At 40.1% G+C, this 15,907-nt stretch carries 15 protein-coding genes; all 15 read right to left on the bottom strand.

The window, feature by feature from the left end:
- Positions 1–40: 40 nt before the first annotated feature.
- Positions 41–1,027, bottom strand: coding sequence for a GMP reductase (locus tag HT671_RS07315; protein ID WP_138703432.1), 987 nt, complete (start codon positions 1,025–1,027; stop codon positions 41–43).
- Positions 1,028–1,199: 172 nt separating this feature from the next.
- The gene (locus HT671_RS07310) at positions 1,200–2,519 is read right to left on the bottom strand and encodes an McrC family protein (RefSeq protein WP_171043120.1); all 1,320 of its coding nucleotides are present in this window, start codon (positions 2,517–2,519) and stop codon (positions 1,200–1,202) included.
- Entirely contained in the window at positions 2,503–4,236 is a 1,734-nt protein-coding gene (locus HT671_RS07305; protein ID WP_138703430.1) for an McrB family protein, read from the bottom strand. Before HT671_RS07305 ends, HT671_RS07310 begins: the two co-directional genes overlap by 17 nt.
- A gap of 156 nt (positions 4,237–4,392) precedes the next feature.
- On the bottom strand, positions 4,393–5,172 hold the full coding sequence (locus tag HT671_RS07300; RefSeq protein WP_000160496.1) for a Sua5/YciO/YrdC/YwlC family protein: 780 nt from the start codon (positions 5,170–5,172) through the stop codon (positions 4,393–4,395).
- A 27-nt stretch (positions 5,173–5,199) separates the two neighbouring features.
- The gene (gene leuD, locus HT671_RS07295) at positions 5,200–5,793 is read right to left on the bottom strand and encodes a 3-isopropylmalate dehydratase small subunit (protein ID WP_023933062.1); all 594 of its coding nucleotides are present in this window, start codon (positions 5,791–5,793) and stop codon (positions 5,200–5,202) included.
- A 9-nt stretch (positions 5,794–5,802) separates the two neighbouring features.
- Complete coding sequence (gene leuC / locus HT671_RS07290) at positions 5,803–7,185, bottom strand: 3-isopropylmalate dehydratase large subunit (RefSeq protein ID WP_050208154.1); 1,383 nt, start codon at positions 7,183–7,185, stop codon at positions 5,803–5,805.
- Positions 7,186–7,188: 3 nt separating this feature from the next.
- The gene (locus HT671_RS07285) at positions 7,189–7,458 is read right to left on the bottom strand and encodes a DUF1294 domain-containing protein (protein WP_050208156.1); all 270 of its coding nucleotides are present in this window, start codon (positions 7,456–7,458) and stop codon (positions 7,189–7,191) included.
- Positions 7,455–8,492 carry a 3-isopropylmalate dehydrogenase gene (gene leuB, locus HT671_RS07280; protein WP_023933058.1) on the bottom strand — a complete coding sequence of 346 codons (1,038 nt, stop codon included), beginning with the start codon at positions 8,490–8,492 and terminating at the stop codon, positions 7,455–7,457. Before leuB ends, HT671_RS07285 begins: the two co-directional genes overlap by 4 nt.
- Before the next feature lie 11 nt (positions 8,493–8,503).
- Positions 8,504–10,066 carry a 2-isopropylmalate synthase gene (locus tag HT671_RS07275; protein WP_050223288.1) on the bottom strand — a complete coding sequence of 521 codons (1,563 nt, stop codon included), beginning with the start codon at positions 10,064–10,066 and terminating at the stop codon, positions 8,504–8,506.
- 314 nt (positions 10,067–10,380) lie between these two features.
- On the bottom strand, positions 10,381–11,037 hold the full coding sequence (locus HT671_RS07270) for an MmcQ/YjbR family DNA-binding protein (RefSeq protein ID WP_050223289.1): 657 nt from the start codon (positions 11,035–11,037) through the stop codon (positions 10,381–10,383).
- Positions 11,038–11,080: 43 nt separating this feature from the next.
- Positions 11,081–11,713 carry a copper homeostasis protein CutC gene (locus HT671_RS07265; protein ID WP_050208162.1) on the bottom strand — a complete coding sequence of 211 codons (633 nt, stop codon included), beginning with the start codon at positions 11,711–11,713 and terminating at the stop codon, positions 11,081–11,083.
- Between the two features lie 92 nt (positions 11,714–11,805).
- Entirely contained in the window at positions 11,806–12,165 is a 360-nt protein-coding gene (locus HT671_RS07260; RefSeq protein WP_023936524.1) for a YbaN family protein, read from the bottom strand.
- A gap of 105 nt (positions 12,166–12,270) precedes the next feature.
- Positions 12,271–14,358, bottom strand: a complete 2,088-nt coding sequence (gene topA, locus HT671_RS07255; protein WP_000179656.1) for a type I DNA topoisomerase — start codon at positions 14,356–14,358, stop codon at positions 12,271–12,273.
- A gap of 165 nt (positions 14,359–14,523) precedes the next feature.
- Positions 14,524–15,567, bottom strand: a complete 1,044-nt coding sequence (locus tag HT671_RS07250; protein ID WP_007284808.1) for a TIGR00341 family protein — start codon at positions 15,565–15,567, stop codon at positions 14,524–14,526.
- A gap of 52 nt (positions 15,568–15,619) precedes the next feature.
- The gene (locus tag HT671_RS11945; RefSeq protein WP_031233629.1) at positions 15,620–15,745 is read right to left on the bottom strand and encodes a hypothetical protein; all 126 of its coding nucleotides are present in this window, start codon (positions 15,743–15,745) and stop codon (positions 15,620–15,622) included.
- Positions 15,746–15,907 lie beyond the last annotated feature (162 nt).

Here is a 15,907-nt window from a genome sequence, read left to right as displayed (position 1 = left end):
TTGCTCTAATAACAAGTTTTTTCTAGTGAGATAGCCCGTCTTAGTGGGAAGTATCCCCATTCCAGATCGAGTTTTTCACGATAACATAATCAACGTGTTTAAGGTCAGCAACCTGACGTCCACCTGCATAAGAAATAGCACTTTGAAGGTCTTGTTCCATCTCAGTTAAAGTGTCTTGCAGATGACCTTTAGCAGGAAGCAAGATACGTTTGCCTTCCACATTTTTGTAAGCACCTTTTTGGTATTGGGAAGCTGAACCATAGTATTCTTTGAATTGTTCACCATCGACTTCAATCGTTTTCCCTGGACTTTCGATGTGTCCTGCAAAGAGGGAACCAATCATGACCATGTTAGCACCGAAGCGGATAGACTTGGCAATATCGCCGTGAGTACGAATTCCTCCATCAGCGATAATCGGTTTACGGGCAGCCTTGGCACACCAACGGAGAGCAGCCAACTGCCAACCACCTGTACCAAAACCTGTCTTGACCTTGGTGATACAAACCTTACCAGGACCAATTCCGACCTTAGTGGCATCCGCACCAGCATTTTCCAATTCACGCACCGCTTCTGGTGTTCCCACATTTCCAGCAATAACAAAAGTATCTGGCAATTCTTTCTTGATGTGTTGAATCATAGAAATCACGCTATCTGCATGACCATGAGCAATGTCTATCGTGATGTATTCTGGAGCATCATCCTTGAGCTGGCTAACAAAATCATACTCATAGTCCTTAACGCCGACAGAGATAGAAGCAATAAGTCCTTGCTCATGCATTCGTTTAATAAAAGGAATGCGTCCTGCCTCATCAAAACGATGCATAATGTAGAAGTAACCACCTTTAGCCAGTTGCTCTGCTACATTTTCATCCAAAATCGTCTGCATATTAGCTGGCACAACAGGTAGTTTAAAGGTGTGATTTCCTAGAGTGACACTTGTATCCGCTTCTGCACGGCTTTTAATCACACATTTATTTGGAATCAATTGAATATCTTCGTAATCAAAAATTGGAAATTCATTTAACATATCGATGTCTCGTTTCTTTTGTAATGACCTACCTATGCTCTCGCACCACTACGTCTTTTCCGACGTTTCCTTAATTCATTATAAATCAAAGTACAGTTTTTGTCAAATAATTTTATAAATTAAAATATAAAGTTCGGTTTTTATTGGATAAACAACAAAAGAAAAGGAGAGATTATTTTCTCCCCAGTTCTTTAGTAATATTCCTTTTAAAAATTTCTTCTGAGTTTTCCATCATTTCACAAAATTCACGATAGGATGAAGAGTTCTGAGGAATTTGAATAGACCATTTCTTTAATAAGGCTCCGTACCCTGCTAGCTTTCCTATCTCATTATCAACAACCTTGTCCTCGCTCGGAAAAACAAGACCAGCCTTCTCAGCTTTTAAAATATAAGAATAGGAAATCAGTTGGAACAAGTCCTCACGGTTTATTCCTTTTTCAGTATCTTCAATCTTTTTATATTTAGCGTCTAACACAATTTTTAAATCTCTATTATAGAAATCTGGATAAACTTTTCGTTCTCGAATAGAAAACACTGAAATCCCATCCGTCTTATCCTTATTTCGTGGATGGATGAAATCTTTTGGCAACAAAGTATGAACATACTCTTCCCAAAACCAGGCAACATCAAAAAGAATACCATGAATTTTTTGATCTTGATAGCCTAAACCGTGCTTTTCTTGGTTTAGGATCATCAGACAAAGTGCTTGTAGTTTTCTGTACTCGTTAAAGTATGCATGACGTATAGGTTTAGATTGATTTCCCCGAATAATCTTAGCACGATCAGCTAGTTTATAAGAAGGAGTTACCCGCACGATTTCTGCTACATTTTCACGACTAGTCAAGAGATTATCAAGAACCCCTTGCCCAATTCTTTTCTGATTCTTAATGTATTCAATAGTGTGACGGATTAGCTGCATGAGAGGATTATCATAGGTGAACTCTCTTGTTGTGTAGGCAATATTTCCCGTGAAAGGAAGATTTTTCTTGAGATGGTTTCTTACATCAATCACTCCCTTAACATGACTGTCGTTATGAGAAAATCGCTGGTATTCCTTATAAAGACCTTTTCGAATTGCAGCTTGTAGATACTTAGGGAAGAGATACATCAAAAGTTGATAAAGTCTCTCTTCACGATACAAAGCAACATCTAAACTAGTGAGATTGATATTAAGAACCTTGTGTAAGAGATAATGCAAAAAATGGTCATTACTCTCATCAGAAAATCGTGAGGAAATCGTTAATCGTTCCTGACCACACCCCAGAAAACCAATCACATTTCCTGTCTTGATTTTCTGATTAACTGTTTCAAAAATCTTTTGGTCCTTCTCTAAGTCAGGAGAATTCTTCAAATCATTTGGAAAAATGAAAACACGTTCATCTTGGGATAGACTTTCCAAGGTTCTGTCTAAAAGAAGATTGCTTAGTTTAGGATATTCTTCAACAAATTCTTCTTTAACAATCTTGTGTTGATTATCAGTAATCCGCAGCATCGTTTTCATCGCCTTCATTGTCATCAGCTACTGCCTGATCTTTTTGCTCATTATTTGTCAGATCAAATGCCTTCTTCAATGTTTCAAGAATTTCAGCTTCCTCATAAGAACCCCGTAAGTAATCTTCCAAAAGCGGTTTAAGGTAATCAGACCAAAGTAATTCATAGTCAAAATCTACATCCTTCAACTTAAGGAAATAACTTGGTCCGATATGGTAATGACTGTTTAACTCCTGAACATTTTCAATAGCAGCATTCAAGTTCCTTAGTCGAGTCTTAGCTTCTTCAGCATAGATATTCAGCTCTTTATCCAACATGCCAACTTGACCCTCGGCAGTAACTTCAACAAAACGAAAACGACGACGCATAGCAAAATCAAAGGTATCCACTGAACGATCAATATCATTCATAGTTCCGATGATGTAAACATTTTCGGGGATATAGAACTTTTCATCAGTTTCGTGTAGATTTGCATATTGGGTAGAAACACTTCCTTTTTCACCACGATAGTCAGGGTCGATAGAGAAAAAGAGTTCGCCAAAAATCTTAGAAATCTCCCCACGATTGATTTCATCGATGATGAAGACGAATTTCTTATCAGTATCAATTTCTATTGGGGAAACATAGTCTTTCAAACCAAATCTCTTTCTCAATGTTTCTAGGACAGTTTTTCCACCACTTTTGTAGTATTCTTGCTTATTATAATTTTTATCTTTATACAACTCGTAAACATATTTGCTAGGTAGTGACCATCCTGGAACACCACTATCATAATTTACTGACAAATTTTGTCTACTATTAACAGATAAGTAAGATGTTTTTGTTATATATTCTTTTTCTTCAGCAACATTTATATATTCTAAGTAAGAATCCCAAGCCTCATCAAAATTATCTTGTCCTCCAATCAATTGGGTTTCTTTTGCTTTCTGACAAAAATCTTTAAAAATACCGTCCTGTAGCCTAAACTCAATAGCTCCATCCCCATTTGATACTGGTCTTAAACCTTCTACAAAATCCGTATAATCATAAGATGGATGAAACTGTACAAAGCCGATTTGCTCCTCATGACCTTCCGTTAACTCTTTAGCAATTTCTTTAGCAAGATAAGTTTTTCCCGTCCCCGGTGCACCACGGAGGATGAGGTTTTTGGATTTTCTTAATATACCACTATAATTAAATAAAAAATCATTCCTTAACATAGTTTCACTTTCTAATTTTTTATACTTTTTCCAATTAGGATGATTCAAAAAATAGTCATAGTCTTGAATTATGATTTCATCACTTGCAGCAAATTTTATTAACTGGTTAGTCTCTTTAGTTCGATACTTAATATCTGATGGAAACCATATTGTTTCTTGCCCCGTAAAGAAAAACCACTCCCTCTCTATATACTCTTTTTTCCAATCAACAATAATGGTATGCCCATCATCTAAAACCTCTTTAACAGTCGCCATTCCACGAATTTTCATCACAGAAACCTTTAAATCATCTTTCTTTACAAAAGGTAAATTCTTCTTTTTGACATATGTGGATTTAGCAAATAAAACGTCACCTGGTTTAATTTTATTAAACAACTTTAACATTTTTTGATACTGTTTATTTTCCTCGTTGTTATGCCATCCTAATTCCCACTTTCCTTCTTTCCTGAAATATTCAAGATAATCATCATCACCAAATCTTGTACCAACAAAAAAGTAATTATTTTGTTTACTGTTCATTTGAATACTCCTTTAATTTACTTTCACAAGTAAGTTCTATTAATATATAGCTCATCTCTAGCATATCATATCCTATAGAAAAAGAAAAGAATTTCTAAAGAAAAAGCCTAGTGTAGAGTGGAGTATTCCCTCTTAACACTAGACTTCTTTTTTATCCTAATAATACTCGCCCTGACGGTAATCCCATGAGTTAAAGGTATCTGACAGGTGCATCATAATCTTATCAATGTCAAGCCCTTTACGGATTACAACTGGAGCTGGTGAAGTTGATCGTGCTCCCCCTTGTTCTGGGATGAGTTTGCCATCTTTATCGACCATAGACACCATCACACCTTGCTCGTAGCGAGTTTCAATCGTTTTGTCAGGTTGGATGGATGCCACATAGTCGTCTGCTTCGATGACAAGGTCTACTGCTCCTTCGATACGTTCTCCGATACCTTCTACCTTACCACGGTTTCCTTTTCCAGATGGGTTTGCAGATGAAGCGTAAACCATTTTGCCTTCTTCCCAAAGTTTGGCAGCCAATTGTTCACCAGCTTTTCCAAATTTGATAACAAAACAGCTAGTACCACGCACGTCAGTCATAAGCTCTTCACGACCATCCCCATAAGCTTTGAGTTTCTCAAAGGCTTCTGGTTTCCAAGGAAGGATACAACCAAGAAGAATATCTTCATCCCAATGTTTTTGGTAGAAGGCTTCAATTTCTGGGTTGAGTTGTGCTAAAGCGCGAAGCTCGTCCATGCTACCGCAGAGAACAACACCTGGTTTGTTACGGTTACGTTCTTTAGCTTCAAACTTACGTTCAAGACCTGCCTTGTCACTAGTCATGATGATGTAACCAACTTTAGTAGGGCAAACGATACATCCACCCTCACCTTTTAAAATATCATAGCCTTCTTGTGAAAGTGTTCCCTTCCATTGAATGTGTTTTGTCATAGTTCTATTTCCTTTTCTATTTTTCTTCTAATCCTGCCAGTAGGCTGGTCGTTGTTTTTCATAAGCAGCAATCAAATCTTCATACTGCAAGGTAATACCAATATCATCCAAACCATTTAAGAGTTTGTGTTTCCATTCGCTATCAATTTCAAACGTGAATTCTCCAACTGGTGAGATGATTTTTTGTTGTTCCAAGTCCACAGTTACCTGGTCACTTGGTTGTAGCTGAGCTAGTTTCTCTCTAACCTCTCTGGGCTGAACAATAGGCAACATACCATTATTGAGTTCATTATTGTAATGAATATCACCGAAAGACCCCGCAATCACGACCTTAAAACCATAGTCCGCTAGAGCCCAAGCAGCGTGTTCCCTCGAAGACCCTGCGCCGAAGTTATCCCCTGAAATGAGAATACTGGCTTTGCGATATTCAGGTCGGTTAAAGACAAAGTCTGGGTCCTCAGTATAGAGATCATCCAGATAACGCCAAGCATACATAAGGTACTTACCAAAGCCTTTTTTATCAATTAACTTGAGAAACTGCTTGGGTAGGATTTGGTCGGTGTCGATGTTATCATTCATAAGAGGAACGGTCGTTCCTGTATAAACTGTGAATTTCTCCATATCCTCTCCTTACTGGGCCTCTGGCATTTGCCGAACATCTACAAAGCGCCCTGCAATAGCTGCTGCTGCTGCCATGGCTGGACTGCAGAGGTGGGTCTTAGCACCAAACCCCTGTCTGTCTTCAAAGTTGCGGTTGCTTGTTGAGGCGCAGTGAACGCCATCTGGAACCTTATCAGGATTCATCCCTAGGCACATAGAGCAACCTGGGTCTCTCCACTCAAAACCAGCATCTAGAAAGACCTTGTCCAAGCCCAACTTCTCAGCCGCTCGTTTGACAGGACGAGAGCCTGGAACCACGATAGCCGTTAAGTTGGGAGCAATTTTCTTTCCTTTGACAAATCGCGCAGCCAGTTGCAAGTCACTGAGACGAGCATTGGTACAAGAACCGATAAAGATATAGCCTAGTTCAATATCCGCTGGCTTTTGACCTGGTTCCAAGTCCATGTAGTTGTAGGCTCGCTCATCATTCATGTCCTTAATTTCTGGGAAGCTACTGTCAAAGTCAACACCCATAGCAGGATTGGTCCCCCAGGTCACCATGGGAGCCAAGTCTGAGACATCCATCTGGATAACCTTATCGTAAACAGCATCCTCATCACTGACAATTGTTTTCCAATCAGCCACAGCCTCTTCAAAGTCCTCTGGAACACACTCCCGTCCCTTGAGATAATCATAGGTGGTTTGATCCGGATTCATGATTCCCATCTTAGATCCAAACTCGATGGACATATTGCAGATGGTCATTCGCTCTTCCATGCTCAGTGCATCAATCGCTTGTCCACGATATTCCACAACGTAGCCGACACCGCAAGCAACGCCGTACTTGGCAATCAAGGCTAAAATGTAATCCTTGGAATAAACTCCTTTTTGAGGAACACCTGTAAATTCCACCAGCATTTTCTTGGGTTTGACCTGCCAGAGGGTCTGGGTAGCAAAGACATGTTCGACCTCACTGGTTCCAATTCCAAAGGCGATCGCTCCGAAAGCCCCGTGGGTTGCTGTATGGCTATCCCCACAGACTATGAATTTCCCTGGTTGGGTTCGTCCTGTTTCTGGACCAACCATGTGTACGATCCCTTGTTTTTCAGAACCGTGGGCAGCATGTTCAATCCCAAACTCCTCAACATTTTCAGCCAGCTTATCAATTTGTGCCTTAGAAATCACATCTCGAATATCGTAGATATTGACCGTCGGGACATTGTGATCAAAGGTTCCAAATGTCAAGTCTGGTCGTCTCAATCTGCGACCTGCATCTCGCAAACCTTGAAAGGCTTGAGGACTGGTCACCTCGTGGATATAGTGCTGGTCCACATACATGAGTTGGGGCTGCCCCTCTTCTCCTGTGATGACATGACGGTCCCATAATTTATCAAAAATCGATTTTCCTGCCATCCATTACCTCCAAATAACATATAAGGCTACTAGTGTAGTCACCATCCCAAGAAACCAAACTGTTTTAAAGTACCATTTTCGAGTCTTATGGTGAAAAGTGATTCCTGCTAACCAAGCACCAAAACCACCACAAGAAAGGGCTAAAATGAGTAAGATTTTCTCTGGAATGCGCCAAGCTCTTCTCCTTGCCTTAGATTTGTCAATACCATAAATCAAGAAAACCATGACATTCCAAATCAAAAGGACTAGAGTAATTTTTTCGTCTAACTTCATAACCTTGCAATAATAGCTTCCGTCATTTCCTTGGTCGAAGCCTGTCCCCCTATATCTCTTGTTAAAACACCAGCTGCCAAACTTGCCTCAACAGCACGCTCGATACGCTCTGCATCCTCATAACGTCCAAAACTGTCTCTCAGCATCATGGCCACTGATAAAATCATGGAGATAGGATTGGCAATTCCTTGACCAGCAATATCAGGTGCTGAACCGTGAATAGGTTCATAGAGACTTGGTCCATTTTCAGAATGACTGGCTGATGGCATAACCCCAAGTGTGCCAGATAGAACGCTTGATTCATCCGAGAGAATATCTCCGAAAAGATTTTCTGTCACGATGACATCAAACTTGGCAGGATTGGTAATCATGAGCATGGCAGCTGAGTCCACTAACTGGTGTTCCAAGGTTACATCTGGGAAATTCTGTGAGACCTTCTCAGATACTTTCCGCCAGAGTTTTGAGGTCGCCAACACATTTTGCTTATCGATACTAGTAACGATTTTTCTGCGATTTCTTGCAATTTCAAAGGCTTTGCGAATAATCTGCTCCACTTCCTCATAGCTATAGTCGTTGATATCACGCGCTTTTCTTTCTTCAAGGATATGATCCCCAAAGTAAATCCCGCCTGTCAACTCCCGCACAACGACAAAGTCCACCCCAGCAATTCGTTCTGATTTTAGTGGTGACAAATGCTTGAGACTGTCAAAGATTTTTACAGGGCGAATATTAGCGTAAAGATTGAGTTCCTTACGGAGAGCTAGCAAGCCTTGTTCAGGCCGAACCGTTTCACTATCATACTGGGGACTACCGATAGCCGCTAGGAGAATGGCATCTGCTTCACGACATACCTTGAGGGTTTCATCAGGTAAGGGATGCCCTGCAGCATCAATACCTGCACCTCCAAAAGGTCGTTTGTCTATTTCATAGACAAAGCCTGTTTTTTTAGCTAGAGCCTCCAGGACCTCTAAACCAGCCTCCATGATTTCTGGGCCAATTCCGTCCCCTGCTAAAGCTACTATTTTCTTTGTCATAGCCTTCTCCTTTACACACTAGGCATATCGCGATAGGAAACGCTAGGTCCCATCTCACCAGCATTCTCTTTTTGAACAAAGGTATTAGCGTTTATATAGGCAATAGCTGAAGCCTTCAACACATCGAAATCAAGGCCTGCTGCGTTAAAGATGGTTTCTGTATCTCTGTTTTCAACAGTGACCAAGACCCGAGCCTGGGCATCAATTCCATCTGTCACAGCATCAATGGTATAGGACACCAAGCGGACGGATTGGTTAAAGAATTTGTCGATAGCGTTAAAAATCGCTTCAACGGAACCTTGCCCTGTTGCATTAAATTCGACCTTCTCACCATCCATATTAGCCAGACTAACGAGTGCTTCAATGTCATTATCTGCATGGGTTTGCAGTTGTAAATCATCAAAGTGGAAGCCTTCTGGATTTTCAACCATAGTTCCAGCTACCAGCGCACGAATATCTGCATCTGTGATTTCTTGCTTCTTGTCTGCTAGCGCCTTGAACTTAGCAAAGAGTGGTTTGATATCCTCTTCTGTAAAATCTAGGGCCAATTCTCTCAGTTTCTCGACAAAGGCATGGCGACCAGACAATTTTCCAAGTGGGAGGCTATTACTCTTAACACCGACTAATTCAGGGGTGATGATTTCATAGGTAAGAGGATTTTTAAGGACTCCGTCTTGGTGAATACCAGATTCGTGAGAAAAGGCATTACCACCAACGACGGCCTTGTTTTTAGGAACTGGGATACCTGAGAAGCGAGAAACCATTTCTGACGTATTGATGGTCTCATTTAGGACAATACTGGTTTCTGCTTGGTAGTAATCTTGGCGAATATTGAGGGCTACTGCTACTTCTTCCAAAGCAGCATTTCCAGCTCTCTCACCAATACCATTGATGGTTCCTTCAACACGTCCTGCCCCATTCTTGACGGCAGCAAGGCTATTTGCCACTGCCATTCCAAGGTCATCGTGGCAGTGAGGCGAATAGATAATCTGACGATCCGTCTTGACATTCTCAATCAAGTATTTGAAGATAGCACCGTACTCCTCTGGCGTGGTAAATCCAACCGTATCAGGGATATTGATATAAGACGCCCCTGCATCAACCGCTGTTTGAACAACTTGTAAGAGGAAATCCAACTCTGTTCTAGTCGCATCCTCAGGAGAGAATTCGACCACTTCAAACTTAGAACGGGCATAAGAAACATGCTCCTTAATAGCTTCCAAAATCTCTTCCTTGCTCTTATTGAGCTTATACTTACGATGAATGGGACTGGTAGCGATAAAGACGTGAACTTGTGGATACTTGGCGTCCTTTAGGGCCTCGTAACAAGCATCAATATCAGACTTGACAGAGCGGGCCAGACCAGTTACCGCCGTTTTCTTCAAGGCCTTAGCAATCTCCTGCACTGCTGTGAATGAATCAGGACTCGCCGCCGGAAAACCAGCTTCAATGGCTGAAATACCCCATTTCTCAAGCTGCCTTGCTATGGCAATTTTTTCTTTGATTGAAAAGTTAACACCGGGTGTCTGCTCTCCATCCCGAAGGCTGGTATCTAGAAATTCAACTGTTCGCATAAGATTTCCCCTTTTCCAAATGTGATTTTAAAAAAAACATCTCGCTCAGAAACCCAAGCGAGATGTTGATTTACTCCCGCTTGGTAAGCCAAACAGGACTAATGCTTTTTGCACTAGCCCGAGTACCTCAACAACAAAGCAAATTGATTAAACTTAGCTGTTTTCATGTTTGACTTTCTCCTTCGTTTGATATCTTGTTAAGTATTTTAGCATAGGCAAAAGCACTTGTCAAGAAAAAATCAAATATTTTCTGAAAATTTCTTCAGTAGAGAATATTTAGCTAATTGAAAGTTCTTGAAAATCCTTGAAATGTTTCATTTTTTAGAGGTTAAGTTCCAACTTTTTTCTATCAATTCCAGTACCATTTCATCTGACAACGTATCATCAAGGGCCACACTAATCCAGTAACGTTTGTTCATATGAAAAGCTGGATAAATGCCCTTTTGTGAAAGCAGGTCCACTACTTGATCATGTTTGAGATTGACTGCTTCGACTAAACCTTCTCTACCCTTTTCCAGCTTATCCCAAGAGATTTTCATCAAGACGGCATACCACTTTTGATTTCCTTCATGTCTTAACACTGCCGTATCAGGAGATTTCTCCCACAGATATTCCAACTGATTACCATATTTTTCCTGAACCTGATTCATGATACGCTTAGTCTGAGGACAGATAAAATCCTGCACATCAAAACAAGCCTTCCGAATCTGGTAAAGAATCTCCAGACAAGTCTCACGGACACTTGCAACAAAACTTCCTTTAAAACTTTCCATATGAACTTGGGGATAAAGATCACCCGTTTCCTGGTCAAAGACTTGAAAGCTCACATTTTCAGTAGTAATGGACACAGTCATGACAAAGTCACCCTGCAAAATCTGGCAACTATAGGTCCAGACTCCACTATTTTCTACAAAACCAAAAGCATGAGCCTTTTCTTTATTAAATTGATAGGATTTAAAAATTTCAAACATAAGTGAAAACTGCTATCAAAAGCTAGCAGTTCCTTTCTATTTTTTAAAAGACAACCTTGGTTCCATGCAATTGTGTTACACCCAGCTGGTCGATAAAAGTTTGACGGTTGTCCAAGTCAATCCCTCCACCTGGTAGAATTTCAATTTTACCTTTAGCATATTCCAAAATTTTGTGATAATGAGCAAAACGTTTGTCTAGCGAGTCACCAGATACTCCAGCACGAGTTAAGATACGGGTGACACCAGCTTGGCTGAGCCAGTCAATAGCTTCCAGTTGATCATTATCACTCAATTCATCAAAGGCCATGTGAAAGACAATTTCAATTCCTTTTGAAGCCTCAATTAGCTTCTCCAGATTAGGCTTATCCAACTTCTTCTCAGCAGTTAAAGCCCCAAATACAACCCCTTGACTTCCAGCCTGAGCAGTTAAACGAATGTCCTCTAGCATAATAGCAATTTCCATATCATTATAGACAAAGTCGCCACCACGTGGACGAATCATAGTCATGATGGTCGTATCGTAGTTAGCTGCCAATTCAACCGCTGCCTTAGTTACTCCATAGCTGGGTGTTGTTCCACCAACTGCAAGATTATCACATAGTTCGATTCGACGAGCTCCAGCCTGCATCGCTTTTTCAAGCAAGGTCACATTTTCAGCACAAAATTCGTAAATCATTTGATTCTCCTTGAAGATTACTTTAAATTTATTATATCATATTGTTGTGAATATGTTTTTATTTTTATCAAGGCAAATAACTACTATTTTAACTATTCTTTGTCTGGAATAACCTTAAAGAGATAATAGGTGATAAAGATGGTCAAGGCTCCCAGACCGATTTTGACAGGTAAAAGAGGTGCAAAATAAATGGAAATTCCCATCAAGATGTAGATAGAGACAATAATCTCTTTTTTACGTTCACGCGCAATAGACTTAGTCTCGCGAAAATCAGCAACATATGCTTGATAGAGCTTGGTATGATACAACCAATCTTCGAAGCGCTTGGAACTTCTGGAGAAACAAGCAATAGACAACAAAAGAAAAGGCGTTGTAGGCAACAAGGGTAAAACAACCCCAACAATTGCCAAGGCCAGTGATAAAAAACCAATTATCAGATAGATAAGACGCATAACTACTCCTAATTAAAATAATCTTCTTCTAGTTTCGCATACAATGATGAATTTTGTCAAGTTCTAACCAAAAAGAGCCTGAAATTCACTTTCAGGACTCTCTTCTTATTTAATCTTTTCTTCTTCGTAGTCACCCTTGCTACAAACAACCTGCTTGCCACCACCACGGACTTTTTTCTCCATGAGGAAGTTTCCACATTTTGGACAGTCACGACCAACAGGCTTGTCCCAAGAGGTAAATTCACATTCTGGATAGCGATTGCAACCATAGAAAAGGCGATTGCGTTTGGTTTTACGCTCAATGATTTGTCCCTGATGACAACTTGGACACTCAACACCAATCTCTTTCACAATTGCTTGGGTATGGCGGCAATCTGGGAAATTGCTACAAGCGTAGAACTTACCAAATCGACCAAGTTTAATGACCATTGGACTGCCACACACTTCACAGTCAAATCCAGCTGGTTCATCCTTAATCTGGATTTTTTCCATTTCTTCTTCAGCCTTGGCCACTTCTTTAGAGAATGGTTTGTAAAAGGCATCAATAACACGTTGCCACTGCTCTTTTCCGACTTCGACATCATCCAGCTTGCCTTCCATTTCAGCTGTGAAGGTCACGTTTACGATATCTGGGAAATATTCAACGATGAGCTTGTTAACAATTTCTCCCAACTCTGTCGGTTCAAAGCGTTTGGCTGCAAGGCGAACATAATAACGTTTCTGAATAGTTTCAATGGTCGGTGCGTAGGTTGACGGACGTCCAACACCATTTTCCTCCAAGGTCTTAATCAATGTCGCTTCAGAATAACGAGCAGGCGGTTGAGTGAAATGTTGCTCTGGTTTGCTATTCACCTGCTTAACCACATCTCCAACAGCCATATCTGGTAACATTTTATTCTTGTCAGAATCATTATAAATGGCAAGATAACCATCAAACTTAACCTGACTACCATTAGCAGCAAATTGAACACCATTTTGCGACAATTTAACAGCCATGGTATCAAAGACAGCAGCTGTCATCTGACTCGCTACAAAACGATTCCAAATAAGAGTATAAAGCTTGAGCTGATCCTTATCCAGATACTTAGCAATACTTTCCGGTGTGTTAAAGACACTTGACGGACGAATAGCCTCATGGGCATCCTGAGCACCTGATGCATTTTTGACCTTGCTACCATGCTTAGAATACTTGCTACCAAAACGGTCTGTAATGAAACTTGCTGCTTCGTTCTGTGCCACTGGACTGATACGAGTCGAATCAGTACGCATATAGGTAATCAAACCTTGCACACCAGAACCGATATTGATCCCTTCATAGAGCTGTTGGGCAACCATCATGGTTTTTCGAGTACGGAAGTTAATTTTATTGGCAGCATCCATCTGCATAGATGAAGTGGTATAGGGTAATGGAGCATTGCGCTTGCGCTCTTTCTTATCTACCTGATCCACTGAAAAATCTTTGCTAGTCAGACGAGACAAGACTTCCTTGACCTCATCATTGCTAGTCAGTTTCAACTTTTTGCCGTCTACTCCATAGAAGGAAGCCTGAAATTGCTTGGTTCCCTTTTTAAAGACAGCATCAATTGTCCAGTATTCTTCTGGCTGGAAGGCATTGATTTCATTCTCACGATCAATGATGAGTTTAAGCGCAATAGACTGAACGCGACCTGCTGACAAGCCCTTCTTGACCTTCTTCCACAAAATAGGCGAAATCGAATAGCCTACCAAGCGGTCTAGGACACGACGAGCCTGTTGGGCATCGACCAAGTCCATATCAATCTTACGAGGTTCTTTAAAAGCATTTTTGACAGCATCTTTGGTGATTTCATTGAAGACCACACGGTTAGCATCATTTTCATCCAAGTTGAGAATATGGGCCAAATGCCAAGAAATCGCTTCTCCTTCACGGTCCGGGTCACTCGCCAGAAAAACTTTATTAGCTTTTTTAGCTTCTTTTTTCAAGTCATTGATAAGAGGGCCTTTTCCTCGGATATTGATATATTGCGGTTCATAATTATTTTCAATATCGACGGACATACTGGATTTCTTCAAATCACGGATATGCCCGACACTGGCTAAAACCTTGTAGTTTCTGCCTAGATATTTTTCAATCGTCTTGGCCTTAGCAGGCGACTCCACGATGACTAGATTTTTTTTAACTGTTGATTTTTTCTTTTTTGTTGCCGTAGCCACAGTATCACACCTTTTCAAAGTAATAAACTTTATAAAGTGTAAACCATTTTTTGAACCCTGTCAAGACTTAGCTACTATAATAGAAGAAAAGTTTATACTTAAGACTTCAGTCTTCCTTTGATATACATAGAAGACTCACGAGAAAAACCAGCTATTCTCAAGAAATTATTGTTCCTCAGACTCTGTATCAAATTTATTGGCTTTTTCCTTTTCTTTTGCTTCCTTATCCTTGATATACTGGAAGAAATACTCCACCAGTTCTTCCTTACTAAGTTGTTCTGAATCAGACAATTGGGAAACTTGAACAGAAACATCACTTAAACCATAGTCACCTCTCTTACTGGAAATCATATCGAGTTCTTCTTCTGTCAAATAATTTCCTGAAATGGTTAGCTTTAGGGTATGAGTCTTTTTAGAATAGATTTTTTTCAAAATATTATGCCCCTGAAATTGCTCTGATATAAATTTCTTAAGGGACTCTTTTTTCAACGTTTCTCTCACTAAAGTCGTTGCAGAGATAAAACTCGGAATCATCAGCAAAACAGCAACTAGAAGCAAAATCCTGCGCATTTTAGAGTCTTCTTCATTATCTTTAAAATAATGTTTCTTAACCATCATCAACCTAACACCTATATAAGTCGCAATGACAATAAAGCTACAATTGATGAGGAATAGGTAAGAGGAGCCTATGATAAATTTTAGATTAGCAGAAGCAATAGCATAACCTACTGTACAAAGAGGAGGCATCAAGGCAGTTGCAATTGCTACACCAGGGACGATATTATTGGTCTCTTTTTTCCTAGCACCAATAATACCTGCTATCCCTCCTACAAAAGCAATGAGAACATCCCAAATAGTCGGAGAGGTTCTAGCAACAATCTCCGAACTAGCATACGAAATGGGAGAAAGATAAAAATAAAGTGTTGAAGCTATTAGACTGGCAAGAATTTGAATAGCTAATATTTTAAAAGATTTTCTTAACAATTTAAAATCAAATATAGCTAGAGAGAGCCCCACTCCCAGAATAGGTGTCATCAAAGGAGAGATTAACATGGCTCCAATAATCACGGGAGTCGAATCCATATTTAATCCGATAGAGGCGATAAGCATGGCACATAGTAAAATCGCTAAATCACTTCTGGAAAGTTCTAATTCTTCATATATTTTATTTCTAAATTCTATCAACGAATACAGTTTATTATTTGTCACAAATATCTTCCTTTCCCAGCTAACTAGTCGCTAATACTCTTCGAAAATCTCTTCAAGCCACGTCAGCTTCGCCTTGCCGTAGATATATGTAACTGACTTCGTCAGTCTTATCTACAACCTCAAAGCAGTGCTTTGAGCAGCCTGCGGCTAGCTTCCTAGTTTGTTCTTTGATTTTCATTGAGTATTAGATTTTTGAGTAAAAAGCATAGAAAAACAGCCCCTAAGGACTGTTTAATCTTATACTGTAGCTGCTTGATCCAAGCTTTCACCGATAGCGGCTAGGCGCTCGATTACTTCAGCTTGTGTCAATTCATTTTTTGAAACATAGCGGTTACGTGGG

It is taken from the genome of Streptococcus sp. 2741 (assembly GCF_013276315.1).
Classification (GTDB): domain Bacteria; phylum Bacillota; class Bacilli; order Lactobacillales; family Streptococcaceae; genus Streptococcus; species Streptococcus pseudopneumoniae.
Note: the sequence above shows the minus strand (reverse complement) of the source record. Positions and strands in the feature narration are given on the sequence as shown.